A 26,442-nucleotide genomic window follows, 5' to 3' on the forward strand; every position below is an offset into this window, starting at 1 on the left:
CATTTAGAAGTCAAGTGTTTAAGTGCTACCGCAGTTAGCCACCACTGCTGCGGCAACCAAATCCAAAGTTTAGGGAGAGTTAACATGGGCAAAATTATCGGTATCGACCTGGGGACCACTAACTCCTGTGTCTCCGTTCTTGAAAACGGCAAAGCTAAAGTCATCGAAAACGCCGAAGGCGCACGTACCACTCCTTCGATCATTGCCTATGCCAACGACGGTGAAATCCTGGTTGGCCAATCGGCCAAGCGTCAGGCTGTGACCAATCCGCACAACACCCTGTATGCGGTGAAGCGTTTGATCGGTCGTCGTTTCGAAGAAGAAGTCGTACAGAAAGACATTCAGATGGTCCCTTACAAGATCGTCAAGGCTGACAATGGTGACGCATGGGTCGAAGTCAACGGCCAGAAAATGTCTCCTCCTCAGATTTCGGCTGAAATTCTGAAGAAAATGAAGAAGACCGCCGAAGACTACCTCGGTGAGACCGTGACCGAAGCTGTGATCACCGTTCCGGCCTACTTCAACGACAGTCAGCGTCAGGCCACCAAAGACGCGGGTCGCATCGCGGGCCTGGACGTAAAACGTATCATCAACGAGCCGACTGCAGCCGCTCTGGCTTACGGTATGGACAAAGCCAAGGGCGATCACACTGTGATCGTTTATGACCTGGGTGGTGGTACTTTCGACGTTTCCGTGATCGAAATCGCTGAAGTTGATGGCGAGCACCAGTTCGAAGTGCTGTCCACCAACGGTGATACTTTCCTCGGCGGTGAAGACTTCGACATTCGTCTGATCGACTACCTCGTTGACGAATTCAAGAAAGAAAGCGGTATGAACCTCAAGGGTGACCCGCTGGCAATGCAGCGCCTGAAAGAAGCTGCTGAGAAGGCCAAGATCGAGCTGTCCTCCAGCCTGCAGACTGACGTCAACCTGCCGTACATCACTGCAGATGCGACCGGTCCTAAGCACTTGAACGTGAAAATCTCTCGCGCCAAGCTGGAAGCGCTGGTTGAAGACCTGGTTCAGCGCACTATCGAGCCTTGCCGTATTGCACTCAAGGATTCTGGTATCGACGTTGGCGCGATCAACGATGTAATCCTGGTCGGCGGTCAGACCCGTATGCCACTGGTTCAGAAGCTGGTAACCGAGTTCTTCGGTAAAGAAGCTCGTAAAGACGTTAACCCGGACGAAGCTGTAGCCATGGGTGCTGCTATTCAGGGTGCGGTCTTGGCTGGTGATGTGAAAGACGTTCTTCTGCTCGACGTCAGCCCGCTGACTCTGGGTATCGAAACCATGGGCGGCGTGATGACTGCGCTGATCGAGAAAAACACCACGATTCCTACCAAGAAATCCCAAGTGTTCTCGACTGCCGATGACAACCAGGGCGCAGTGACTATTCATGTACTGCAAGGTGAGCGTAAGCAAGCTGTGCAGAACAAGTCTTTGGGCAAGTTCGACCTGGCCGAGATTCCACCGGCTCCACGTGGCGTGCCGCAAATCGAAGTGACCTTCGACATTGATGCCAACGGCATCCTGCACGTAGGCGCCAAAGACAAGGCTACCGGCAAGACTCAGTCGATCGTGATCAAGGCCAACTCCGGTCTGTCCGAGGAAGAAATTCAGCAGATGATTCGCGATGCTGAAGTCAACGCTGACGAAGATCGCAAGTTCGAAGAGCTGGCCACTGCCCGTAACCAGGGTGATGCGCTGGTTCACTCGACTCGCAAAATGATCGCAGACGCTGGCGACAAAGTGACTGCTGAAGAGAAGACCGCGATCGAAGCTGCTCTGGTTGCACTTGAGGCCGCTGTTAAAGGCGACGACAAGGCTGCCATTGAAGCCAAGGTTGAAGAGCTGTCCAAGCTGTCGGCTCCAGTCGCTCAGAAAATGTACGCCGAGCAAGGTAATCCGGCAGACGCGGCGGCCAAGCCAGCTGAATCGGCTGAAAAGGCTGACGACGTTGTCGACGCTGAGTTTGAAGAAGTCAAAGACCACAAGTAAGTTAACTTTGGTCGGCCGGTTGACTGCGATTAAGCGGTGACTGGTAGGATGTCGCCGCGCGGGAGCTTGCTCCCGCGTTGGCGTGTCTGGAGTAAGTGATTTTTTACAGCATGCGACAACGTTCGGGTGCTGGCGGTACGGTCGGGATGCTCCTGCTTTTCGGTCGACATTACCGCGCACGCTGGCCAGGTTTCTGGCTGCAAATCAAAGACCAGGATCGTTGAATTGACGTGAGTTGGGTCCGGGCCTGTATTGGGGCTCAACGAGTTTGGCGAGGCTCAGGAGGGGTTTGCCGAACGTCCTTAAGAGTGCAAAGACTTATGGCAAAGCGTGACTATTACGAAGTGTTGGGTGTGGAGCGCGGCTCCAGCGAGACGGACCTGAAGAAGGCTTACCGTCGTCTGGCGATGAAGCACCACCCGGACCGTAATCCCGATGACAAAGCATCGGAAGATATGTTCAAAGAGGCCAACGAGGCCTATGAAGTGCTGTCCGATTCCAATAAGCGCGCTGCTTACGACCAGTACGGTCATGCAGGCGTCGACCCAAGCATGGGCGGCGGCGGTGCTGGTTTTGGTGGGCAGAACTTCTCGGACATCTTTGGTGATGTTTTCAGCGATTTCTTCGGTGGAGGTCGCGGTGGTTCTCGTGGCGGCGCTCAGCGCGGTAGCGACTTGCGTTACACGCTGGAGCTAAACCTGGAAGAAGCGGTGCGCGGCACGACCGTGAATATCCGTGTTCCGACACTGGTCAACTGCAAGCCTTGCGATGGTTCCGGCGCCAAGAAAGGCTCCGCGCCGATCACTTGCTCGACCTGTGGCGGTATTGGTCAGGTGCGGATGCAGCAGGGGTTCTTCTCGGTGCAGCAAACCTGCCCGCGTTGCCATGGCCAGGGCAAGGTCATTGCCGATCCATGCGACTCCTGCCATGGTCAAGGTCGTGTCGAAGAGTCCAAAACCCTGTCGGTAAAAGTGCCGTCTGGCGTTGACACGGGCGACCGTATTCGTCTGTCTGGCGAAGGTGAGGCGGGTGCTCAGGGTGGGCCGACTGGCGACCTGTACGTGGTCATCAATGTGCGCGAGCACGCGATCTTCCAGCGCGATGGCAAACATTTGTTCTGCGAAGTGCCGATCAGCTTCGTTGATGCGGCTCTGGGTGGCGAGCTGGAGATTCCGACCCTCGATGGCCGGGTCAAGCTGAAGATTCCTGAGGGTACGCAGACCGGTAAGCAGTTCCGGGTTCGCGGTAAGGGCGTCGCGCCGGTTCGTGGCGGTGGTGCAGGCGACTTGATGTGCCGCGTTGCGGTCGAGACGCCGGTCAACCTGAGTCGCCGTCAGCGTGAGTTGATGGAAGAGTTGCGCAGCTCCCTGGCAGATGACAATACTCATTCGCCAAAAACGACTGGTTGGTTCGAAGGCGTGAAGCGTTTCTTCGGCGACTTGTAAGGAGACAGGTATGCGACGTATAGCTGTGATGGGCGCTGCAGGGCGCATGGGCAAGACTTTGATCGAAGCCGTGCAGCAGACGCCGGGTGCGGGTCTGACGGCGGCTGTGGATCGTCCTGACAGCACGTTGGTCGGCGCCGATGCCGGTGAGCTGGCTGCGCTGGGTCGTATCGGTGTGCCGTTGTCGGGGGATCTGGAGCGAGTGGTCGACGAGTTCGACGTGCTGATCGATTTCACGCACCCAACCGTGACCCTGAAGAATCTGGCGTTCTGCCGCAAGGCAGGCAAGGCCATGATCATCGGCACCACAGGTTTCACTGTCGAAGAGAAACAGCTGCTGGCTGAGGCCGGTAAAGACATTCCGATCGTCTTTGCCGCCAACTTCAGCGTTGGCGTCAATCTTTGTCTGAAGCTACTCGACACTGCTGCGCGGGTGTTGGGTGATGACGTCGATATTGAAATCACTGAAGCGCATCACCGGCATAAGGTCGATGCTCCGTCCGGCACTGCGATGCGCATGGGCGAAGTGATTGCCGGCGCTTTGGGACGTGATCTCAAGGAAGTGGCGGTTTACGGTCGCGAAGGTCAGACGGGCGCTCGTGATCGGCAGACCATTGGTTTCGCCACCATTCGTGCGGGCGATATTGTCGGTGATCACACCGTGCTGTTCGCTGCTGATGGCGAGCGCGTCGAGATCACTCACAAGGCTTCCAGTCGCATGACGTTCGCCAAGGGTGCGGTACGTGCTGCGTTGTGGCTGGAGGGGCGTGAAGCCGGCCTGTACGATATGCAGGATGTGCTTGATCTGCGCTGAGATACATCCAAAACGGGGTTCGGGTAAGTGCTTGAGCCCTGTTTTATCCCGCTAAGCGATGTTCTGTCGCATTCCTCTGCCTTTAGGGCTCATTAGCGGTAGACCAAAAAAGCCTTTTTCTGTAAGCTACAGCTTTAGTGTGTCCACTAAAAGCGCGCAGATAATTCGACGAAGAAGCGGGGTGACGTGTCTATACGTCATTCCGCTTTTTTGCAACCTGCGATCGCCCTTTCAGGCTTTATTTACGGGAGGTCTTCTTGACTAAGCCAGCCATACTCGCCCTTGCTGATGGCAGCATTTTTCGCGGCGAAGCCATTGGAGCCGACGGTCAAACCGTTGGTGAGGTGGTGTTCAACACCGCCATGACCGGCTATCAGGAAATCCTTACCGATCCTTCCTATGCCCAACAGATCGTTACCCTGACCTACCCGCACATCGGCAACACCGGCACCACGCCGGAAGATGCCGAGTCTGATCGTGTCTGGTCGGCCGGCCTGGTTATTCGCGACCTGCCTCTGGTTGCGAGCAACTGGCGTAACACGATGTCCCTGTCCGATTACCTGAAAGCCAACAAAGTTGTGGCGATCGCTGGTATCGACACTCGCCGCCTGACACGCATCCTGCGTGAGAAAGGCGCGCAGAACGGCTGCATCATGGCCGGCGACAACATTTCCGATGAAGCAGCGATTGCCGCCGCGCGCGGTTTTCCTGGCCTCAAAGGTATGGATCTGGCGAAAGTCGTCAGCACCAAAGAAAGCTACGAGTGGCGCTCCACTGTCTGGGACTTGAAAACCGACAGTCACGCGACCATCGAAGCGTCTGAGCTGCCATACCATGTGGTTGCCTACGATTACGGCGTCAAGCTGAATATCTTGCGCATGCTGGTTGAGCGCGGTTGCCGTCTGACCGTTGTTCCGGCGCAAACCCCAGCCAGCGAAGTACTGGCCCTCAAGCCGGACGGCGTGTTCTTGTCCAACGGCCCTGGTGATCCGGAGCCTTGCGACTACGCGATCCAGGCGATCAAGGACATTCTCGAGACCGAGATTCCGGTATTCGGCATCTGCCTCGGCCACCAGCTGCTGGCCTTGGCCTCCGGCGCCAAGACCCTGAAAATGGGTCATGGCCACCATGGTGCCAACCACCCGGTTCAGGATCTGGACTCCGGCGTCGTGATGATCACCAGCCAGAACCACGGTTTTGCGGTGGATGAGTCGACTCTGCCGGGCAACGTCCGGGCGATTCACAAATCGTTGTTCGACGGTACCCTGCAAGGCATCGAGCGCACCGACAAGAGCGCGTTCAGCTTCCAGGGTCACCCTGAAGCCAGCCCTGGCCCGAACGACGTAGCGCCACTGTTTGATCGCTTCATCAACGAAATGGCCAAGCGACGCTAATCGCTCGCCCTGATGTGGCGAAGCCTGAGGGCGGTCCCGAAACCGGTGGCCCCCTCAAGGCTTCAGAGATTGAACAAGACGGCTTGCCGACTGACCTCCGGATTTGAGTGACAACTAATGCCAAAACGTACAGACATAAAAAGCATCCTGATTCTCGGTGCTGGCCCGATCGTTATCGGCCAGGCCTGTGAATTCGACTACTCCGGCGCCCAGGCCTGCAAAGCCCTGCGCGAGGAGGGTTATCGCGTTATCCTGGTGAACTCCAACCCAGCGACCATCATGACCGACCCGGACATGGCCGACGCGACCTACATCGAGCCGATCAAGTGGCAGACCGTTGCCAAAATCATCGAAAAAGAACGTCCTGACGCGCTGCTGCCTACCATGGGCGGCCAGACCGCTCTGAACTGCGCCCTGGACCTGGAGCGCGAAGGCGTTCTGGAGAAGTTCGGTGTGGAAATGATCGGCGCCAACGCCGACACCATCGACAAGGCTGAAGACCGTTCGCGTTTCGACAAGGCGATGAAGTCCATCGGTCTGGACTGCCCGCGTTCGGGTATCGCCCACAGCATGGAAGAGGCCAATGCGGTTCTCGAGAAGCTTGGCTTCCCGTGCATCATCCGTCCGTCCTTTACCATGGGCGGCACGGGTGGCGGTATCGCTTATAACCGTGAAGAGTTCGAAGAGATCTGCGCCCGTGGTCTGGACCTGTCGCCGACCAAAGAGCTGCTGATCGACGAATCGCTGATCGGCTGGAAAGAATACGAGATGGAGGTTGTCCGCGATAAGAAGGACAACTGCATCATCGTTTGCTCGATCGAAAACTTTGACCCAATGGGCGTGCACACCGGTGACTCGATTACTGTTGCTCCGGCACAAACCCTGACGGACAAGGAATACCAGATCATGCGTAACGCCTCATTGGCGGTACTGCGTGAGATCGGCGTTGAAACCGGTGGCTCCAACGTTCAGTTCGGTATCTGCCCGGACACTGGCCGTATGGTCGTGATCGAAATGAACCCGCGTGTATCCCGCTCCTCGGCACTGGCTTCGAAAGCCACTGGTTTCCCGATTGCGCGTATCGCTGCCAAGCTGGCGATCGGCTACACCCTGGACGAACTACAGAACGAAATCACCGGCGGCGCTACTCCTGCGTCCTTCGAGCCGTCCATCGACTACGTTGTGACCAAGCTGCCGCGCTTTGCTTTCGAAAAATTCCCGAAGGCGGATGCACGCCTGACGACTCAGATGAAGTCGGTTGGTGAAGTTATGGCCATTGGCCGGACTTTCCAGGAATCCCTGCAAAAAGCCCTTCGCGGTCTGGAAGTGGGCGTAAGCGGTCTTGATCCAAAGCTCGACCTGAGCAACCCGGAAAGCATGGCCGTGCTCAAGCGCGAGCTGACTGTGCCTGGTGCTGAGCGTATCTGGTACGTGGCTGACGCGTTCCGCGCGGGCATGACCGTTGAAGATATATTCGGCATGAATATGATTGACCCTTGGTTCCTGGTGCAGATCGAAGATCTGATCAAGGACGAAGAGAAGATCAAGACCATGGCTCTGTCTTCAATTGATCGCGATGCGATGTATCGCCTCAAGCGCAAGGGTTTCTCGGATGCGCGTCTGGCTGTGCTGCTGGGCGTTACCGAGAAAAACCTGCGTCGCCACCGTCACAAGCTGGAAGTGTTCCCGGTTTACAAGCGCGTTGATACTTGCGCAGCCGAGTTTGCTACCGACACTGCTTACATGTACTCGACCTACGAGGAAGAGTGCGAAGCCAACCCTTCGGATCGTGACAAGATCATGATTTTGGGCGGTGGTCCGAACCGTATTGGCCAAGGTATCGAGTTCGACTACTGCTGCGTTCACGCTGCGCTGGCGCTGCGTGCCGATGGTTACGAAACCATCATGGTCAACTGCAATCCGGAAACTGTTTCCACTGACTACGACACCTCGGACCGTCTGTACTTCGAGTCCGTAACCTTGGAAGACGTGCTGGAAATCGTTCGTGTCGAGAAGCCAAAAGGCGTGATCGTCCAGTACGGCGGCCAAACTCCGCTGAAGCTGGCTCGTGCTCTGGAAGAAGCTGGCGTGCCGATCATTGGTACCAGCCCTGACGCTATCGACCGTGCAGAGGACCGTGAGCGCTTCCAGCAAATGGTTGAGCGTCTGAATCTGCGTCAGCCGCCAAACGCTACTGTGCGCAGCGAAGACGAAGCCATTCGTGCCGCAGGTAAGATTGGTTACCCGCTGGTTGTTCGTCCTTCCTACGTGTTGGGCGGCCGCGCGATGGAAATCGTTTACGAAGAGGACGAGCTCAAGCGTTACCTGCGCGACGCAGTGAAAGTGTCCAACGACAGCCCGGTGCTGCTGGATCACTTCCTCAACTGTGCCATCGAGATGGATGTCGACGCAGTTTGCGACGGCACTGACGTGGTGATCGGCGCGATCATGCAGCACATCGAACAAGCTGGCGTGCATTCCGGTGACTCCGCTTGCTCGCTGCCGCCATACTCGTTGCCGGCTCACATCCAGGACGAAATGCGCGAGCAGGTCAAAAAGATGGCCCTCGAACTCGGCGTTGTCGGTTTGATGAACGTGCAGTTGGCGCTGCAAGGCGAAGATATCTACGTCATCGAAGTCAACCCGCGCGCTTCGCGTACCGTTCCATTCGTATCGAAGTGCATCGGTGTTTCCCTGGCGATGATCGCGGCTCGCGTCATGGCCGGTAAAACCCTGAAGGAAATCGGCTTCACCAAAGAAATCATCCCGAACTTCTACAGTGTGAAAGAGGCGGTGTTCCCATTCGCCAAATTCCCTGGTGTTGACCCGATCCTCGGCCCAGAGATGAAGTCCACTGGTGAAGTGATGGGCGTCGGCGACACCTTCGGTGAAGCGTTCGCTAAAGCCCAGATGGGTGCCAGCGAAGTGCTGCCGACGGGTGGCACTGCGTTCATCAGCGTGCGCGACGATGACAAGCCGTTGGTTGCAGGTGTAGCCCGTGATCTGATTAGCTTGGGCTTTGAAGTGGTCGCGACTGCCGGTACTGCCAAGATGATTGAGGCGGCAGGCCTGAAGGTGCGCCGTGTGAACAAGGTGACAGAAGGTCGTCCGCACGTGGTTGACATGATTAAGAATGACGAAGTCACGCTGATCATCAACACCACGGAGGGTCGTCAGTCGATCGCTGATTCCTATTCCATTCGTCGCAACGCCTTGCAGCACAAGATCTACTGCACTACCACCATTGCTGCTGGCGAAGCCATCTGTGAAGCGCTCAAGTTCGGTCCCGAGAAGACCGTGCGCCGCTTGCAGGATCTACACGCAGGATTGAAGGCATGATCAAATACCCAATGACCGTCCAGGGCGCAAAAGCCCTGGAAGAAGAGCACGCTCACCTGACCAAGGTCGTCCGTCCAAAGCTTAGCCAGGACATCGGTACGGCCCGCGAGCTGGGCGACTTGAAGGAAAACGCCGAATACCATGCGGCCCGCGAACAGCAGGGCATGGTCGAAGCGCGGATTCGTGATATCGAAGGTCGCATGCAAAACGCGGTGATCATCGACGTCACGACCATTCCTCACTCTGGCAAAGTGATTTTCGGCACCACCGTCGAAATCGCCAATGTCGAAACCGATGAGAGCGTGACGTATCACATCGTTGGTGAGGATGAGGCTGATTTCAAGTTGGGCAAGATTTCGGTCGGTTCGCCTCTCGCTCGCGCCTTGATTGCCAAGGAAGAGGGTGATGTGGTGGCGGTTAAAACGCCTGGCGGCGTTATCGAGTATGAGATTGTCGAAGTTCGTCACATCTAAAAGAAGGCGCCCGCTGCATGCGGGCGCCGTGCTCTGGCAGCTGACCCAGATGTTGTGGGTCGGAGGCGTGTGGCTGCTGCACATTGGTCTGCTGCCGGTGCTGGGTCAAATTGGCCTGGCGCCGCTGCTGATCGAAGAGATTGGAAGTATGCTGAGTGCGCTGCTGGTGGGATTTACAGTGGTGTGCGGGATTTTGCAGGTTCTGGTGCTGATACAGACCGAGGGCCTGAGGAGTCTGTGGCGGGATATTCGCGGGCAACTGCTGCTGTTGGTGCTGTATGCGTGCGCGATGTATTTCGTGGTGAGAGTCGGCTGGCCGGAAGCGGTTCGCTGGCAGTTGTTCAGCTATCTTGTTTTAGGTTTTTCCGGGCTTGTGCTGGTATTGCAGCCAGTGCCGGGGTGGAGCGGCAGGGTGCGCGAAGCACACCCTTGACCCTTGATATCACTTGAAGCGGTGGACGTTCGACAGTTGCTTGTTGACGCTGAAGTTCTTGCGATAAATCAACGCCATTTTGCCGATGACTTGCACCAGATCTGCCTTGCCAGCCTTGCACAACTCTGCAACGGCTCCCAGGCGAGATTCGCGTTCGAGGATGTTGAGCTTGATTTTTATCAGCTCGTGATCGCTCAAAGCGCGTTCAAGTTCGGCTAACACACCTTCAGTCAAACCGTTGTCAGCCACAGTCAAAACTGGTTTCAGATGGTGGCCAATGGATTTGTACTGTTTCTTCTGCTCTTGAGTGAGCGGCATAATCTGACCCCTGTGTCTGATCTTGTAAAAAGCGGCGGCCAGTTTACCCGAGCGAGTCCGGGACCGCCCAGTTAATCACGACCCGTTTTATTTTTGAGTTTATTTTTGAGGTGGCCCGTGGCCCGTTCCAAGACAAGTCATAACTGGCTGAAAGAACACTTCAACGACCCGTACGTCAAAATGGCGCAAAAAGATGGGTATCGTTCGCGCGCCAGCTACAAATTGCTGGAGATCCAGGAAAAGGACCGCCTTATTCGTCCTGGAATGAGCGTAATCGACCTCGGCGCAGCGCCAGGAGGGTGGTCGCAGGTGACCAGTCGTCTGATTGGTGGCCAAGGTCGGCTGATCGCATCCGACATCCTGGAAATGGACAGCATCCCTGATGTGACCTTCATTCAAGGGGATTTCACCGAAGATGCGGTACTGGCACAAATCCTCGAAGCGGTAGGTAATACACAAGTAGACCTTGTGATTTCCGATATGGCCCCCAATATGAGTGGATTGGCGGCTGTGGATATGCCACGTGCGATGTTCCTATGCGAATTGGCATTGGACCTTGCGGGTCGGGTTTTGCGCCCCGGTGGTGATTTTTTGATCAAGGTCTTCCAGGGTGAAGGCTTCGACGAGTACCACAAAGACATCCGCAAGCTGTTCGATAAGGTGCAGATGCGCAAGCCGCTGTCTTCCCGTGACAGGTCCCGCGAGCAGTATTTGCTGGGGCGCGGTTTTCGCGGAATCGAAGGTGCTGCGAGTGATGAGCGTTTGTAGTGCAGGGGCGATAGTTTTTTTCAATGGTGTCGTCTCGTGAACATAAGCGAATATTGTGTAGTCAAAGTTTCACAAAGGGTTACAGACAGCGCCTGCCAGAGCTGTAGGTAATGTAGTAAGTTAGGCCGGTGAATATCATGCGAAGCGCGCGCCAGTAGCGGAGCTTGCTTCAGAGGGTAGTTAATTGAACGATATGGCAAAGAATCTGATCCTGTGGTTGATCATTGCGGCTGTCCTGGTGACGGTGATGAACAACTTCTCCAGCCCTAACGAGCCGCAGACCCTCAACTATTCCGACTTCATCCAGCAAGTGAAGGATGGCAAGGTCGAGCGCGTAGCGGTTGATGGCTATGTGATTACCGGCAAGCGCAACGATGGCGACAGCTTCAAGACCATTCGTCCTGCGATTCAGGACAACGGTCTGATCGGCGATCTGGTGGATAACCACGTAGTCGTTGAAGGTAAACAGCCTGAACAGCAAAGCATCTGGACCCAGCTTCTGGTCGCAAGCTTCCCGATCCTGGTGATCATCGCCGTCTTCATGTTCTTCATGCGACAGATGCAGGGCGGTGCAGGCGGGAAGGGTGGACCGATGAGTTTCGGCAAGAGCAAGGCGCGCCTGCTATCCGAAGATCAAGTGAAAACCACTTTGGGTGACGTTGCTGGTTGCGATGAAGCCAAGGAAGAAGTTGGCGAACTCGTTGAGTTCTTGCGCGATCCGGGCAAGTTCCAGCGTCTTGGCGGCCGTATTCCTCGCGGTGTACTGATGGTCGGTCCTCCGGGTACCGGTAAAACCTTGCTGGCCAAAGCAATTGCCGGTGAAGCAAAGGTGCCGTTCTTCACCATTTCTGGTTCCGATTTCGTCGAGATGTTCGTCGGCGTAGGTGCCAGCCGTGTTCGCGATATGTTCGAACAGGCCAAGAAACACGCTCCATGCATCATCTTCATCGATGAAATCGACGCCGTCGGTCGCCACCGTGGCGCCGGTATGGGTGGTGGTCACGATGAGCGCGAGCAGACTCTCAACCAGTTGCTGGTAGAGATGGATGGTTTCGAGATGAATGACGGCATCATCGTCATCGCTGCAACTAACCGTCCTGATGTGCTTGACCCAGCATTGCTGCGTCCAGGCCGTTTCGACCGTCAAGTTGTCGTGGGGCTGCCGGATATTCGCGGTCGCGAACAGATTCTGAAAGTACACATGCGTAAAGTGCCGATGGGCGATGACGTCGCCCCGGCGGTAATCGCCCGTGGTACTCCTGGCTTTTCCGGTGCTGATCTGGCTAACCTGGTGAACGAGGCTTCGTTGTTTGCAGCTCGTACAGGTAAGCGCGTCGTAGAGATGAAAGAGTTCGAGCTGGCCAAAGACAAGATCATGATGGGCGCAGAGCGCAAATCCATGGTCATGTCCGAGAAAGAGAAGCAAAACACCGCCTACCACGAAGCGGGTCACGCTATCGTTGGTCGTGTTGTGCCTGAACATGATCCGGTCTACAAGGTTTCGATCATCCCTCGCGGTCGCGCGTTGGGTGTCACCATGTTCTTGCCGGAAGAAGATCGTTACAGTCTTTCCAAGCGTGCGTTGATCAGTCAGATCTGCTCGCTTTATGGCGGTCGTATTGCTGAAGAGATGACCCTGGGCTTCGATGGCGTCACCACGGGTGCCTCCAACGACATCATGCGTGCCAGTCAGATTGCGCGGAACATGGTTACGAAGTGGGGCCTGTCGGAAAAGCTTGGCCCTCTGATGTACGCTGAAGAAGAAGGCGAAGTGTTCCTGGGGCGCGGTGGCAGCCAGCACGCTAGTTTCTCGGGCGAGACCGCGAAGCTGATCGATTCTGAAGTGCGCAGCATCATTGACCAGTGCTACGGAACTGCCAAACAGATCCTTACGGACAATCGCGACAAGCTCGATGCGATGGCCGATGCCTTGATGAAGTACGAAACTATCGATGCTGAGCAGATCGATGACATCATGGCTGGCCGGACTCCACGTGAGCCTCGCGACTGGTCGGGCGGTACCGGTAATACCGGGACTCCTCCAGTAGTGCAGGGCGAGCGCCCGGAAACCCCAATCGGCGGTCCGGCTGCTGACGTCTAAGGTTTGAAATGACTTTTGCACAGTCCTCGACCCGGTTGCCTTGCGGCAACCGGGTTCTTGATTTGGCCCGCACGCACGTGATGGGCATTCTCAATGTCACTCCAGATTCCTTCTCCGATGGCGGGCGCTTCAGCCAGCTCGATGCGGCCTTGCGCCATGCTGAAGCGATGGTTGCGGCAGGTGCGACGCTGATTGATATCGGTGGCGAGTCAACCCGGCCGGGTGCGCGGGTGGTTTCGTCGATCGAAGAGCTTGAGCGCGTGGCGCCCATTGTCGAGCGAATTCATCGCGAACTTGATGTGATTATCTCGGTCGATACTTCGACGCCGGCAGTCATGCGTGAAAGTGCGCGACTGGGCGCGGGGCTGATCAACGACGTGCGCTCGCTGCGACGCGATGGAGCGCTCGATGCGGCGGCGGACACAGGTTTGCCGGTGTGTCTCATGCATATGCTCGGCGAGCCTGGTGATATGCAGGACAATCCACAGTATCAAAACGTGACAGCCGAGGTTGGCGAGTTTCTGGCCGAGCGTATGGCTCAATGCGCGACGGTTGGTATCCCTCCCGAGCGGATTATTCTTGATCCGGGTTTCGGTTTCGCGAAAAGCCTGCAGCACAATTTGAGTCTGTTCAAGCATATGGATGCGCTGCATGCCTTGGGGCGGCCCCTGTTGGTTGGGGTTTCGCGAAAGAGCATGATAGGTCTGGCGTTGAGTCGTCCGGTTGGAGAGCGACTGCATGGCGGTCTGGCTCTCGCAGCATTGGCCGTGGTCAAAGGTGCGCGGATTTTGCGCGTACATGATGTGGCTGAGACAGTGGATGTAGTGCGGATGATCGCAGCAGTAGAATCAGCCGAATAAGAATGATGGAGCACTTATGACTAAAAAATACTTTGGCACTGACGGCATTCGTGGTCGGGTAGGCGAATTTCCGATTACTCCGGATTTCATGCTCAAGCTCGGCTGGGCTGCGGGTATGGCGTTTCGCAGCATGGGTGCCTGTAAGGTGCTTGTGGGCAAGGATACGCGGATCTCCGGCTACATGTTCGAGTCTGCCCTGGAGGCCGGGTTGTCTGCTGCGGGGGCTGATGTGATGTTGTTGGGGCCGATGCCGACACCGGCTATCGCCTACCTGACTCGCACCTTCCAGGCTGAGGCCGGCATCGTCATCAGTGCTTCGCACAATCCGCACGACGACAATGGCATCAAATTCTTCTCCAGACAGGGCACCAAGCTGCCGGACGAAATCGAGCTGATGATCGAAGAGTTGCTCGATGCGCCGATGACGGTGGTCGAGTCGAGCAAGATCGGCAAGGTTTCACGGATCAACGACGCGTCCGGTCGCTATATCGAATTCTGTAAAAGCAGCGTGCCGACCGGTACCAGTTTTGCCGGTTTGAATATCGTCATCGATTGCGCTCACGGTGCTACCTATAAAGTGGCTCCTAGTGTCTTTCGTGAGCTGGGTGCACAGGTAACCGTGCTTTCCGCTCAGCCTAATGGCCTGAACATCAATGACAACTGCGGTTCGACCCATATGGGGCAATTGCAGGCTGCGGTGCTCGCCGAGCATGCTGACCTAGGTATTGCCTTTGACGGTGACGGCGATCGGGTGTTGATGGTCGATCATACGGGCGCGATAGTCGATGGCGATGAGTTGCTGTTTATCATCGCTCGTGATCTGCATGAGCGTAACCAGTTGCAGGGCGGCGTCGTAGGTACTCTGATGAGTAATCTGGGGTTGGAGCTGGCCTTGGCTGACCTGGGTATTCCGTTCGTGCGTGCCAATGTGGGTGACCGCTATGTGATTGCGGACCTGCTGGAGCGGAGCTGGCAGTTGGGTGGTGAGAACTCTGGTCATATCGTGTGCTTCCAGCACACCACTACCGGCGACGCTATTATTGCTGCGCTGCAAGTATTGATGGCCTTGAAAAGTCGTAACGATAGTCTTGCTCAATCCCGTCAGGCGTTGCGCAAGTGTCCTCAGGTTTTGGTCAATGTGCGCTTTTCTGGTGGCGTAAATCCGGTAGAGCATGCTGCCGTGAAAGCAGCTTGCGCCCGTGTTACAGCAGCTATGGCGGGTCGTGGACGGGTGCTTTTGCGCAAGTCCGGCACCGAGCCGCTGGTCCGTGTGATGGTCGAAGGTGATGACGAGGCGCAGGTTCGTGGCTATGCCGATGAGCTCGCAAAACTGGTTACTGAAGTTTGCGCCTGATTTCGGCTTGCCAGTGTTGATGCGGTTGGGTAACATCTGCGCCCACTTTGACCGACGAGGTACAGCATGCGTCGCCCTATGGTAGCTGGTAACTGGAAAATGCACGGTACCCGCGCCAGCGTCGCTGAGCTGATCAATGGCCTTCGTCATCTGGCCTTGCCGAGCGGTGTTGATGTCGCGGTATTCCCGCCTTGCTTGTTTATCAATCAGGTGATTGATGGCTTGGAAGGCAAGTCGATTTCGGTCGGCGCGCAGAATTCTGCGGTGGAATCCATGCAAGGTGCTTTGACTGGCGAGATTGCGCCAAGTCAGCTGGTGGATGCAGGTTGCTCCCTGGTGCTTGTGGGTCACTCTGAGCGTCGCCTGATCATGGGTGAGCGTGACGAGGTTCTGAATCGCAAGTTCGCTGCGGCGCAAGCATGTGGATTGATGCCAGTGTTGTGTGTAGGGGAGACCCTCGAGCAGCGTGAGGCCGGGAAGACCCTTGAGGTTGTCGGGCGTCAGCTGGGCAGCATCATCGAGGAGTTTGGTGTCGGTGTGTTTGCAAAGGCAGTAATCGCTTACGAGCCGGTCTGGGCCATTGGTACCGGGCTGACTGCATCACCGCAACAGGCGCAGGATGTGCACGCAGCCATCCGTGCACAGTTGGCGGCAGAAAATTCTGAAGTCGCACAAGGTGTGCGGCTTCTATACGGCGGCAGCGTGAAGGCGGCCAATGCGGTCGAACTGTTCGGCATGCCGGATATCGATGGGGGGCTCATTGGTGGAGCTTCCCTGAATGCAGATGAGTTCGGTGCGATCTGTCGCGCCGCGGGAAACTGAGAAAATGCTGGAAACAGTCGTAGTCGTTTTTCATCTGTTGGGTGCTCTGGGCGTTGTTGCTCTGGTATTGCTGCAACAGGGTAAAGGTGCGGATGCTGGCGCGTCTTTCGGAGCAGGTGCTTCAAATACTGTGTTCGGAAGCCAAGGTTCCTCTACCTTTCTTAGTAAGTTTACTGCTATACTTGCCGCAGGTTTCTTCATGACCAGCTTAGGGTTAGGTTACTTTGCTAAAGAGAAAGCTCATGAGCTGACTCAGGTAGGTTTGCCAAATCCAGCAGTGTTGGAAGTTCCAAAGCAAAAACCGGCTTCTGATGATGTTCCGGTGCTTCAAGAGCAAAAGTCGGCAACCAATGCGACTGACGTACCTCCAGCTCAAGAGCAAAAGTAAGAAGGGTTTCACGCTGTAACGTTGTATTGCCGAGGTGGTGGAATTGGTAGACACGCAACCTTGAGGTGGTTGTGCCCATAGGGTGTAGGGGTTCGAGTCCCCTTCTCGGTACCAATTATCAGGAGAGCCCGCTGTTGCGGGCTTTCTTGTAGGTGGAGGTTAGATTGACCCTGCAAGGGATCAGTCGTATACTTCCGCCCCAGCTTTGTCGCGGGGTGGAGCAGTCTGGTAGCTCGTCGGGCTCATAACCCGAAGGTCGTCGGTTCAAATCCGGCCCCCGCAACCAGTTTAAGGAGCCCCTTTTAAGGGGCTTTTTGTTAGCTGGACACTTTCAACGCCGCTGTTCGACGGCGTTTCAAGGATGGGCGTTTCGCCCATTTTTTTATTTTGCATAGCATGCACATACATGCACGAGGGGGTTCAGGTGTCGAGCAAGCTAGAAGAGTTGCAGGCCTTGCTGGCCCCGGTGGTCGTGGCCCTTGGCTATGAATGCTGGGGTATTGAGTTTTCGGCTCAAGGTCGCCACTCAATGTTGCGCGTTTATATCGATAAAGAGGGCGGTGTGCTGGTGGACGATTGTGCCATCGTCAGCCGTCAGATCAGCGGCGTGTTGGATGTTGAAGATCCTATCGCCGTTGAATACACCCTTGAAGTTTCCTCGCCTGGCATGGAACGCCCACTGTTCACTATTGAGCAGTTTGCAAAATTTGCCGGTGAGCAAGTGAAGATCAAGCTGCGCTCGCCCTTTGAAGGTCGACGCAACTTTCAAGGCCTTCTGCGCGGCGTAGAAGAGCAGGACATCGTGGTGCAGGTTGAAGATCATGAGTTTCTGTTGCCGATCGATATGATCGACAAGGCCAACATTATTCCCAGTTTTGACTGAGACGCGGATCCCGCGGATCCAATGGCTTGCGAAAGGCGAGGCGTACGATGAGCAAAGAAGTACTGCTGGTTGTTGAGTCGGTATCCAATGAAAAGGGCGTACCGGCAAACGTTATTTTTGAAGCGCTGGAGCTGGCTCTGGCCACTGCTACCAAAAAGCGTTTCGAAGACGAAGTTGACCTGCGTGTGGAAATTAACCGCCATACCGGTGCCTATGAAACCTTCCGTCGCTGGGCGGTAGTCGAAGAAGCAGATCTGGACGATCCGGCTGTCGAGATGTGGGTTGAGCAGGCTCAGGAAACCCAGCCTGGCGCTAAAGCTGGCGACATCGTTGAAGTAAAAATCGACTCGATCGAATTTGGCCGCATCGCTGCACAGACCGCCAAACAGGTCATTGTGCAGAAAGTCCGCGAAGCCGAGCGTGCTCAAGTCGTTGATGCCTATCGCGAGCGTCTGGGGGAAATCATCTCCGGCACCGTGAAGAAAGTGACTCGCGATAACGTGATCGTCGATCTGGGCAACAATGCTGAAGCGTTGCTGGCTCGTGAAGACATTATCTCCCGCGAGACTTTCCGTGTTGGCGTCCGTCTTCGTGCGCTGCTCAAGGAAATCCGCACCGAGAACCGCGGTCCTCAGCTGATCCTGTCGCGTACAGCGCCGGAAATGCTGATCGAACTGTTCCGCATTGAAGTGCCGGAAATTGCCGAAGGCCTGATCGAAGTGATGGCAGCATCCCGCGATCCGGGTTCTCGTGCCAAAATTGCAGTCCGCTCCAAAGACAAACGCATCGACCCGCAAGGCGCCTGCATTGGCATGCGCGGTTCGCGCGTCCAGGCAGTGTCTGGCGAGTTGGGTGGTGAGCGTGTGGACATCGTCCTGTGGGACGACAACCCGGCGCAGTTCGTGATCAACGCCATGTCACCGGCTGAAGTTGCGGCAATTATCGTTGACGAAGATGCCCATGCAATGGACATCGCCGTTGGCGCAGACAATCTTGCTCAGGCCATCGGTCGCGGTGGTCAGAACGTGCGTCTGGCTAGCCAGTTGACTGGCTGGACCCTGAACGTGATGACCGAATCGGACATCCAGGCTAAGCAGCAAGCAGAAACCGGTGACATCCTGCGCAACTTCATCGACGAGCTGGAAGTCGACGAAGATCTGGCACAGGTACTGGTTGATGAAGGCTTCACCAGCCTGGAAGAGATTGCCTACGTACCGTTGGAAGAAATGCTCAACATTGACGGCTTTGATGAAGAGACCGTCAACGAGCTTCGCGCTCGCGCCAAGGATCGTTTGTTGACTAAAGCCATCGCTACTGAGGAAAAGCTGGCAGACGCCCATCCGGCCGAAGACCTGCTCTCGCTTGAGGGTATGGACAAGGATTTGGCGATGGAACTGGCGGTGCGCGGCGTAATTACCCGCGAAGACCTGGCCGAGCAGTCTATTGACGACCTGCTCGACATCGACGGCATTGACGATGATCGTGCCGGCAAGTTGATCATGGCCGCCCGAGCCCATTGGTTCGAGTAATTAGGCGCGGCCTGAGGAGAGAAGTGCATGACGCAAGTCACGGTGAAACAACTGGCCGATGAGGTCAAAACACCGGTAGAGCGCCTGTTGCAGCAGATGCGTGAGGCAGGTCTGCCGCACACCGCCGCCGAGCAAGATGTGACCGACAGTGAGAAGCAGGCTCTGCTGACTCACTTGAAAAGCAGCCACAAGGCGAAAGTGGAAGAACCGCGCAAGATCACTTTGCAGCGTAAAACCACCAGCACCCTGCGTGTTGCTGGCAGCAAAAGTATCAGCGTTGAAGTACGCAAGAAGAAAGTCTTCGTACAGCGCAGCCCGGAAGAAATCGAAGCCGAGCGCAAACGCGAACAGGAAGAACGTCGCGCAGTAGAAAATGCTGCTCGTCAGAAGGCTGAAGAAGAAGCCAAGCGTCGCGCCGAAGAAGAAGCGCGTCGCCAGCCTGCTACTGCGCAATCGTCTGCAAATGACGCTGTTGTTGCGCCTGTTGCTGTTGCTGTCGCTGCACCTGTGCATGAAGCGCCTGTTGTGGCTGCTGCACCAGTTGCCGACGCTCGCAAGAGAGATGAGCAACGTCGCCCGGACAAACCACGCAGTGATGACAGCAGTCGTCGCGGCGATGGCGAGCGCAAAAGCAATGCCCCGCATCGTGCAACCGTTAAAGAGAAGGCTCCGGCTCCACGCGTTGCCCCTCGTACTACTGACGAAGAAAGCGATAGCTTCCGTCGTGGTGGTCGTGGCAAGGCCAAGCTGAAGAAACGCAACGCCCACGGTTTCCAGAGCCCAACCGGCCCAGTGGTTCGTGACGTACAAATCGGCGAGACGATCACTGTTGGCGAATTGGCCCAGCAGATGTCGGTCAAGGCTGCTGAAGTCATCAAGTTCATGTTCAAAATGGGCACTCCGGCGACCATCAACCAGGTACTCGATCAGGAAACTGCTCAACTGGTTGCTGAAGAGCTGGGCCACAAAGTGACCCTGGTCAGCGACACCGCCCTGGAAGATTCCCTGGCAGAATCGCTGAAGTTTGAAGGTGAGGCTTTCTCCCGTGCGCCAGTCGTGACCGTAATGGGCCACGTTGACCATGGTAAGACTTCTCTGCTCGACTACATCCGTCGTGCCAAGGTAGCTGCTGGCGAAGCCGGCGGTATCACCCAGCACATCGGTGCTTACCACGTTGAAACCGAACGCGGCATGGTCACCTTCCTCGACACCCCTGGTCACGCTGCGTTTACTGCAATGCGTGCTCGTGGTGCCAAGGCGACCGACATCGTGATTCTGGTAGTAGCGGCGGACGACGGCGTAATGCCGCAGACCATCGAAGCTGTTCAGCATGCTAAAGCCGCCGGTGTTCCGCTGGTTGTTGCTGTGAACAAAATCGACAAGCCGGGTGCCGATCTCGATCGCATTCGTAGTGAGCTGTCTGTCCACGGTGTTACGTCCGAAGAATGGGGTGGTGATACTCCGTTCGTTTCAGTCTCCGCGAAAATGGGTACTGGCGTTGACGACCTGCTGGAAGCTGTCTTGCTGCAAGCCGAAGTTCTCGAACTGACAGCAACCCCGTCCGCTCCTGGTCGTGGCGTAGTGGTTGAATCGCGTCTCGACAAAGGTCGTGGTCCGGTTGCAACCGTTCTGGTTTCTGACGGTACTCTGCGTCAAGGCGACATGGTCCTGGTGGGTTCGAACTTCGGCCGTATCCGGGCGATGCTTGACGAAAACGGCAAGCCGATCAAAGAAGCCGGTCCGTCGATTCCAGTCGAGATTCTCGGTCTGGATGGCACACCGGAAGCTGGCGACGAACTGAGCGTAATGACTGACGAGAAGAAGGCGCGCGAAGTTGCCTTGTTCCGTCAAGGCAAGTTCCGCGAAGTCAAACTGGCTCGTGCTCACGCTGGCAAGCTGGAAAATATCTTCGAGAACATGGGTCAGGAAGAGAAGAAGACGCTTAACATCGTCCTCAAATCTGACGTCCGCGGTTCTCTGGAAGCTTTGCAGGGCGCTCTCGGCGGCCTGGGTAACGATGAAGTGCAAGTGCGCGTAGTCGGTGGCGGTGTCGGTGGTATCACCGAGAGCGACGCTAACCTGGCACTGGCCTCCAACGCTGTACTGTTCGGTTTCAACGTGCGTGCCGATGCTGGCGCTCGCAAGATCGTCGAGCAGGAAGGTCTGGATATGCGTTACTACAACGTGATCTACGACATCATCGAAGACGTCAAGAAAGCCCTTACCGGCATGCTTGGCAGCGATGTTCGGGAGAATATCCTGGGTATTGCTGAAGTCCGCGACGTGTTCCGTTCGCCGAAGTTCGGTGCGATCGCCGGCTGTATGGTTCTGGAAGGTGTGGTTCACCGCAACCGTCCGATCCGTGTGCTGCGCGAAGACATCGTTATTTTCGAAGGCGAACTTGAGTCCCTGCGCCGCTTCAAGGACGATATGTCCGAAGTGCGTGCCGGCATGGAATGCGGTATCGGCGTCAAGAGCTACAACGACGTCAAGGCCGGTGACAAGATCGAAGTCTTCGAGAAGGTCCAGGTTGCTCGCAGCCTCTAAGTCGCGAGCTTCAAGAGCCATGATGGGTCAATGCATGCAAATGCGCTGCGCTCACACGAGACTCTAAACGCAACGCCCGGTCCGGCTTCTGCCAGGCCGGGCGTTTGCCGCTTTCAGACCACACGGGTTTCACCGTGGGTCAGTGACAGGTAACAAGACATGGCAAAAGAATATAGCCGTACCCAACGTATCGGCGATCAGATGCAGCGTGAGCTGGCACAACTGATCCGTCGTGAAGTCAAAGACCCGCGCGTCGGTCTGGTCACCATCACGGCTGTTGAAGTCAGCCGTGACGTCGGTCACGCCAAGATTTTCATTACCGTGATGGGCCAGGACAATGCTGACGACATCGCCCAGAGCATCAAGGTGCTCAACTCGGCCGCCGGTTTCCTGCGTATGCAGCTGGCCCGAGAGATGAAGTTGCGCAGCGTTCCACAGTTGCACTTCCACTACGACGAAAGCGTCGTGCGTGGTGCTCACCTTTCGGCGTTGATCGAACGCGCCGTGGCTGAGGACAATCAGCATCCGGTAGCTGCTGATCTAGAAGACGCCAAGGAGTAATCGGTGGCTCAGGTCAAACGTATCCGTCGTAACGTCAGCGGCATCATCCTGCTCGACAAGCCGTTGGGGTTCACCTCCAACGCAGCGCTGCAGAAAGTCCGCTGGTTGCTCAATGCCGAGAAGGCCGGGCACACCGGCAGCCTTGATCCGCTTGCCACTGGGGTGTTGCCGCTGTGCTTTGGTGAAGCCACCAAGTTCTCGCAATACTTGCTCGATTCGGACAAGGCATATGAAACCTTGATGCAATTGGGCAAGACCACCACCACGGCAGACGCCGAAGGTGAGGTTTTGCAGACGCGGGAAGTGACCGTCGGTCGCTCCGATATCGAAGCTGCTTTACCGAGTTTTCGCGGTCAAATCAGTCAGATACCTCCGATGTACTCGGCCCTCAAGCGTGATGGCCAGCCGCTTTACAAGTTAGCCCGTGCAGGTGAAGTGGTGGAGCGTGAACCGCGTTCTGTTACTATTGCGCGCTTGGAATTGCTTGCGTTCGAGGGCGATACTGCCCGGCTTGCGGTGGATTGCAGCAAAGGCACCTATATCCGGACCCTTGTGGAGGATATCGGTGAGCAGCTCGGCTGTGGCGCTTACGTTGCTGAATTGCGACGTACCCAGGCCGGGCCGTTCACGCTGGCCCAGACGGTCACGCTGGAAGAGTTGGAAGCGGTACATGCCGAGGGCGGCAACGAGGCGGTTGATCGCTTCCTGATGCCATCGGACAGCGGCCTGCTGGATTGGCCACTGTTGCAGTTTTCGGAGCACAGCTCGTTCTATTGGCTCAACGGCCAACCGGTACGAGCCCCGGATGCACCGAAGTTCGGCATGGTACGGGTACAGGATCACAACGGTCGCTTCATCGGTATCGGTGAAGTGAGCGAAGACGGGCGCATCGCGCCGCGTCGACTGATTCGGTCAGAATGACCGAACGAGGGTGGCTGTTAACAGGCACGGTCACTACTCATTTTTAGATACAGGGATTTGTCCCTGGCCTGTTGAAGCTGTTTCTTTGAAACAGTTTCCTGATAAAAGGATTGCCTCATGGCTCTCGACGTTCAAGAAAAAGCTCAAATCGTAGCTGACTACCAGCAAGCTGTTGGTGACACTGGTTCGCCAGAAGTGCAAGTTGCACTGCTGACCCACAACATCAACAAACTGCAAGGTCACTTCAAGGCCAACGGTAAAGATCACCACTCCCGTCGTGGTCTGATCCGCATGGTAAACCAGCGTCGTAAGCTGCTGGACTACCTGAAAGGCAAGGACGTGAGCCGTTACAGCGCTCTGATCGCTCGCCTGGGTCTGCGTCGCTAATAAGCGATTGCGCTAGAGGTTGGTTGTCTGTCGTACGTCAGTGGGTTTCCCGCTGGCGCATGGCAGGCTCCCAGCCTCAAGTTTTATCTGGATACACGTTTTACCCTGGACAGGCGTTGGGCCGATTCCCGACATTGCCCAAGAATTTCGCAAGAAGACAAATTCCCCAAGAGCCACAAAGAAGGTAGGACACCGTGAACCCGGTAATCAAAAAATTCCAGTTCGGTCAGTCGACCGTTACCCTCGAGACTGGCCGTATCGCCCGTCAGGCCTCCGGCGCAGTATTGGTCACCGTTGACGACGACGTCAGCGTGTTGGTGACTGTAGTCGGTGCTAAACAAGCAGATCCAGGCAAGGGCTTCTTCCCTCTGTCTGTTCACTACCAGGAAAAGACTTACGCTGCCGGTAAGATCCCTGGCGGTTTCTTCAAGCGTGAAGGCCGTCCTTCCGAGAAAGAAACCCTGACTTCGCGACTGATCGACCGTCCGATCCGTCCTCTGTTCCCAGAAGGTTTCATGAACGAAGTGCAGGTTGTCTGCACCGTCGTTTCCACCAGCAAGAAAACCGATCCGGACATCGCTGCGATGATCGGTACTTCGGCTGCGCTGGCCATCTCCGGCATTCCTTTCGATGGCCCGATCGGCGCTGCCCGCGTGGCGTTCCACGAAAGCACCGGCTACCTGCTGAACCCGACTTACGAGCAACTCAAGGCTTCGAGCCTGGACATGGTCGTTGCCGGTACTTCGGAAGCGGTATTGATGGTTGAATCGGAAGCCAAAGAGCTGACCGAAGACCAGATGCTGGGCGCTGTACTGTTCGCCCACGACGAATTCCAGGTTGTTATCCAGGCTGTCAAAGAACTGGCTGCCGAAGCTGCCAAACCAACCTGGGACTGGCAGCCAAAGCCAGAAGCCACTGCTCTGCTGGGCGCCATCCGCGCAGAATTCGGCGAAGCGATCTCCCAGGCTTACACCATCACCGTCAAGCACGAGCGTTATGCACGTCTGGGCGAGTTGCGTGACCAGATCGTTGCCAAGCTGTCGGGCGAGGAAGGTCAGCCTTCTTCGAGCGATGTCAAAGCTGCATTCGGCGAAATCGAATACCGCACCGTTCGCGAAAACATCGTTAACGGCAAGCCGCGTATCGATGGCCGTGACACCCGCACCGTACGTCCGCTGAACATCGAAGTCGGTGTTCTGCCGAAGACCCACGGTTCGGCTCTGTTCACCCGTGGCGAAACTCAGGCTCTGGTAGTCGCGACTCTGGGTACTGCCCGTGACGCACAGCTGCTGGACACCCTGGAAGGCGAGAAAAAAGACCCGTTCATGCTGCACTACAATTTCCCTCCGTTCTCGGTAGGCGAGTGTGGTCGCATGGGCGGTGCTGGTCGTCGTGAAATCGGTCACGGCCGTCTGGCTCGTCGCTCGGTCCAGGCCATGCTGCCTGCTGCTGACGTGTTCCCGTACACCATCCGTGTCGTATCGGAAATCACCGAGTCCAACGGTTCCAGCTCCATGGCTTCGGTCTGCGGTGCTTCCCTGGCTCTGATGGACGCTGGTGTGCCGATGAAGGCACCAGTTGCCGGTATCGCCATGGGTCTGGTTAAAGAGGGCGAGAAGTTCGCCGTCCTGACCGACATCCTGGGTGACGAAGACCACTTGGGCGACATGGACTTCAAAGTAGCCGGTACCGCCAAAGGTGTTACCGCGCTGCAGATGGACATCAAGATCAAAGGCATCACCGAAGAAATCATGGAAATCGCTCTGGGCCAAGCCCTGGAAGCGCGCCTGAACATCCTCGGCCAGATGAACCAGATCATTGGTCAATCGCGTACCGAACTGTCGGAAAACGCTCCGACCATGATCGCGATGAAAATCGACACCGACAAAATCCGTGATGTCATCGGTAAAGGCGGCGCGACCATTCGTGCGATCTGTGAAGAGACCAAAGCTTCGATCGACATCGAAGACGACGGTTCGATCAAGATCTTCGGCGAAACCAAGGAAGCTGCAGAAGCTGCTCGTCAGCGCGTTCTGGGTATCACCGCTGAAGCTGAAATCGGCAAGATCTACGTCGGTAAGGTCGAGCGCATCGTTGACTTCGGTGCCTTCGTCAACATCCTGCCGGGCAAGGACGGTCTGGTTCACATCTCCATGCTGAGCGACGCTCGCGTTGAGAAAGTGACCGACATTCTGAAAGAAGGTCAGGAAGTGGAAGTATTGGTACTGGACGTGGACAACCGCGGCCGTATCAAGCTGTCCATCAAAGACGTAGCAGCAGCCAAGGCATCGGGCGTTTAATACTCCCCACGCTTGACCGCTTCAACGTTGTAAAAGATGCCCCGTAGCGAAAGCTATGGGGTATTTTTTTGTCTGCTGAAAATTGAGTGGCCTCAGCGAGTTGCCTGACCCGAAAGTCGGTGCTAGGTTTAGCCCAGCGCCGGTGTAGCTCAGTCGGTAGAGCAGCGCACTCGTAACGCGAAGGTCGTAGGTTCGATTCCTATCTCCGGCACCAGCAACACCTGTTTTCAAATGATCCCGAATGGTTCTGAAGGCCAGATAAACCGGGCTGTAAACGGTTTTTTGCGTCAGAGAGATCCTTGATGATCCAGATCCATCTTCCATTCCCCTGATCAGAGAGAACGAAATGACTGTTAAAGAGCTAACACAAGAAGCCAGGCACGAAGAGGCCCTCAAGAAGTACATTCTTGATGCGCCCGAGCTGATGGAAGAGATCAAGAACCTGAGTGCTGACGATCAGAAAGATCAGATTCAGTGGGCGTTCGAGGACGAGGCTGAAGCGCAGGGCTTGCAGCCCTGGGAGCTGACGCTCAAGTACACCTCAACACCGGAAGAATACGAAACGGCACGCCTTGCGTTGCACAAGGAAGCGGCCGAAGTGTTGGGTGTCGAGTGGGAAGAGTACTGCGAGATGAACAATCTGGTGGTTTGATGCGAACGCCAGCCTCATTGAGGCTGGCGTTTTGCTTGTGCGCCAGGCATGGCGCGTTGCGCGTAAGCGCAACCAGTTTGGCTGTGGTGGCCACGCTGGTGACTTGGAGGTGAAAGTCCTCTACACACCCGGCAAGGGGAAGTGTTAGCCAG

The 26,442-nt window shown here is 56.2% G+C and carries 22 protein-coding genes and 3 tRNA genes; 24 read left to right on the plus strand and 1 reads right to left on the minus strand.

Annotation, left to right across the window (positions count from 1 at the left end; all coding sequences use genetic code 11):
- Positions 1–84: 84 nt before the first annotated feature.
- From dnaK to ACN1C3_RS27145, 7 genes are all read left to right on the plus strand, one after another.
- The gene (dnaK, locus tag ACN1C3_RS27115) at positions 85–2,001 is read left to right on the plus strand and encodes a molecular chaperone DnaK (protein ID WP_419118810.1); all 1,917 of its coding nucleotides are present in this window, start codon (positions 85–87) and stop codon (positions 1,999–2,001) included.
- Between the two features lie 320 nt (positions 2,002–2,321).
- Complete coding sequence (gene dnaJ / locus ACN1C3_RS27120) at positions 2,322–3,446, plus strand: molecular chaperone DnaJ (RefSeq protein WP_419118811.1); 1,125 nt, start codon at positions 2,322–2,324, stop codon at positions 3,444–3,446.
- 10 nt (positions 3,447–3,456) lie between these two features.
- The gene (dapB, locus tag ACN1C3_RS27125; protein WP_419118812.1) at positions 3,457–4,260 is read left to right on the plus strand and encodes a 4-hydroxy-tetrahydrodipicolinate reductase; all 804 of its coding nucleotides are present in this window, start codon (positions 3,457–3,459) and stop codon (positions 4,258–4,260) included.
- Between the two features lie 257 nt (positions 4,261–4,517).
- Positions 4,518–5,654 carry a glutamine-hydrolyzing carbamoyl-phosphate synthase small subunit gene (gene carA / locus ACN1C3_RS27130; protein WP_419118813.1) on the plus strand — a complete coding sequence of 379 codons (1,137 nt, stop codon included), beginning with the start codon at positions 4,518–4,520 and terminating at the stop codon, positions 5,652–5,654.
- 117 nt (positions 5,655–5,771) lie between these two features.
- Positions 5,772–8,993, plus strand: a complete 3,222-nt coding sequence (gene carB, locus ACN1C3_RS27135; RefSeq protein ID WP_419118814.1) for a carbamoyl-phosphate synthase large subunit — start codon at positions 5,772–5,774, stop codon at positions 8,991–8,993.
- Positions 8,990–9,466 (plus strand): transcription elongation factor GreA, encoded by a 477-nt coding sequence (gene greA / locus ACN1C3_RS27140; protein WP_419118815.1) that lies wholly within the window; start codon positions 8,990–8,992, stop codon positions 9,464–9,466. Before carB ends, greA begins: the two co-directional genes overlap by 4 nt.
- Positions 9,438–9,899: an MFS transporter gene (locus ACN1C3_RS27145; protein WP_419118831.1), complete on the plus strand. Its 462-nt coding sequence runs from the start codon at positions 9,438–9,440 to the stop codon at positions 9,897–9,899. The genes greA and ACN1C3_RS27145 overlap by 29 nt, the downstream gene beginning before the upstream one ends.
- Before the next feature lie 9 nt (positions 9,900–9,908).
- Here ACN1C3_RS27145 and ACN1C3_RS27150 read toward each other — a convergent pair whose 3' ends face one another.
- Positions 9,909–10,217 carry a YhbY family RNA-binding protein gene (locus ACN1C3_RS27150; RefSeq protein ID WP_150804686.1) on the minus strand — a complete coding sequence of 103 codons (309 nt, stop codon included), beginning with the start codon at positions 10,215–10,217 and terminating at the stop codon, positions 9,909–9,911.
- Positions 10,218–10,334: 117 nt separating this feature from the next.
- Between ACN1C3_RS27150 and rlmE the strand changes: the two genes are divergently transcribed.
- The 17 genes from rlmE (at position 10,335) to ACN1C3_RS27235 (ending at position 26,290) form a co-directional block, all read left to right on the plus strand.
- Positions 10,335–10,985 carry a 23S rRNA (uridine(2552)-2'-O)-methyltransferase RlmE gene (gene rlmE, locus ACN1C3_RS27155; protein ID WP_419118816.1) on the plus strand — a complete coding sequence of 217 codons (651 nt, stop codon included), beginning with the start codon at positions 10,335–10,337 and terminating at the stop codon, positions 10,983–10,985.
- A gap of 193 nt (positions 10,986–11,178) precedes the next feature.
- Positions 11,179–13,086: an ATP-dependent zinc metalloprotease FtsH gene (ftsH, locus tag ACN1C3_RS27160; protein WP_419118817.1), complete on the plus strand. Its 1,908-nt coding sequence runs from the start codon at positions 11,179–11,181 to the stop codon at positions 13,084–13,086.
- An 8-nt stretch (positions 13,087–13,094) separates the two neighbouring features.
- The gene (folP, locus tag ACN1C3_RS27165) at positions 13,095–13,946 is read left to right on the plus strand and encodes a dihydropteroate synthase (RefSeq protein WP_419118818.1); all 852 of its coding nucleotides are present in this window, start codon (positions 13,095–13,097) and stop codon (positions 13,944–13,946) included.
- Positions 13,947–13,962: 16 nt separating this feature from the next.
- Positions 13,963–15,300 carry a phosphoglucosamine mutase gene (gene glmM / locus ACN1C3_RS27170; protein ID WP_419118819.1) on the plus strand — a complete coding sequence of 446 codons (1,338 nt, stop codon included), beginning with the start codon at positions 13,963–13,965 and terminating at the stop codon, positions 15,298–15,300.
- Positions 15,301–15,366: 66 nt separating this feature from the next.
- Entirely contained in the window at positions 15,367–16,122 is a 756-nt protein-coding gene (gene tpiA / locus ACN1C3_RS27175; RefSeq protein ID WP_419118820.1) for a triose-phosphate isomerase, read from the plus strand.
- A 4-nt stretch (positions 16,123–16,126) separates the two neighbouring features.
- Positions 16,127–16,510, plus strand: a complete 384-nt coding sequence (gene secG, locus ACN1C3_RS27180; protein ID WP_419118821.1) for a preprotein translocase subunit SecG — start codon at positions 16,127–16,129, stop codon at positions 16,508–16,510.
- 28 nt (positions 16,511–16,538) lie between these two features.
- A tRNA-Leu gene (locus tag ACN1C3_RS27185) sits at positions 16,539–16,624 on the plus strand.
- 95 nt (positions 16,625–16,719) lie between these two features.
- Positions 16,720–16,796 (plus strand) — tRNA-Met (locus ACN1C3_RS27190).
- Between the two features lie 138 nt (positions 16,797–16,934).
- The gene (rimP, locus tag ACN1C3_RS27195; protein ID WP_419118832.1) at positions 16,935–17,393 is read left to right on the plus strand and encodes a ribosome maturation factor RimP; all 459 of its coding nucleotides are present in this window, start codon (positions 16,935–16,937) and stop codon (positions 17,391–17,393) included.
- A gap of 47 nt (positions 17,394–17,440) precedes the next feature.
- A complete protein-coding gene (nusA, locus tag ACN1C3_RS27200) occupies positions 17,441–18,922 on the plus strand; it encodes a transcription termination factor NusA (RefSeq protein ID WP_419118822.1) in 1,482 nt (493 codons plus the stop codon).
- A 27-nt stretch (positions 18,923–18,949) separates the two neighbouring features.
- The gene (gene infB, locus ACN1C3_RS27205; RefSeq protein WP_419118823.1) at positions 18,950–21,469 is read left to right on the plus strand and encodes a translation initiation factor IF-2; all 2,520 of its coding nucleotides are present in this window, start codon (positions 18,950–18,952) and stop codon (positions 21,467–21,469) included.
- 159 nt (positions 21,470–21,628) lie between these two features.
- Complete coding sequence (rbfA, locus tag ACN1C3_RS27210; RefSeq protein ID WP_419118824.1) at positions 21,629–22,030, plus strand: 30S ribosome-binding factor RbfA; 402 nt, start codon at positions 21,629–21,631, stop codon at positions 22,028–22,030.
- Positions 22,031–22,033: 3 nt separating this feature from the next.
- On the plus strand, positions 22,034–22,951 hold the full coding sequence (gene truB / locus ACN1C3_RS27215; protein ID WP_419118825.1) for a tRNA pseudouridine(55) synthase TruB: 918 nt from the start codon (positions 22,034–22,036) through the stop codon (positions 22,949–22,951).
- Between the two features lie 117 nt (positions 22,952–23,068).
- A complete protein-coding gene (gene rpsO / locus ACN1C3_RS27220; protein ID WP_003197723.1) occupies positions 23,069–23,338 on the plus strand; it encodes a 30S ribosomal protein S15 in 270 nt (89 codons plus the stop codon).
- Between the two features lie 194 nt (positions 23,339–23,532).
- Positions 23,533–25,638 carry a polyribonucleotide nucleotidyltransferase gene (gene pnp, locus ACN1C3_RS27225; protein ID WP_419118826.1) on the plus strand — a complete coding sequence of 702 codons (2,106 nt, stop codon included), beginning with the start codon at positions 23,533–23,535 and terminating at the stop codon, positions 25,636–25,638.
- Positions 25,639–25,776: 138 nt separating this feature from the next.
- A tRNA-Thr gene (locus tag ACN1C3_RS27230) sits at positions 25,777–25,852 on the plus strand.
- 132 nt (positions 25,853–25,984) lie between these two features.
- Positions 25,985–26,290, plus strand: coding sequence for a DUF6388 family protein (locus ACN1C3_RS27235; protein WP_419118827.1), 306 nt, complete (start codon positions 25,985–25,987; stop codon positions 26,288–26,290).
- The last annotated feature ends 152 nt before the right edge of the window (positions 26,291–26,442 follow it).

The sequence above is a fragment of the Pseudomonas sp. H11T01 genome, assembly GCF_048515765.1.
Taxonomy (GTDB): Bacteria; Pseudomonadota; Gammaproteobacteria; order Pseudomonadales; family Pseudomonadaceae; genus Aquipseudomonas.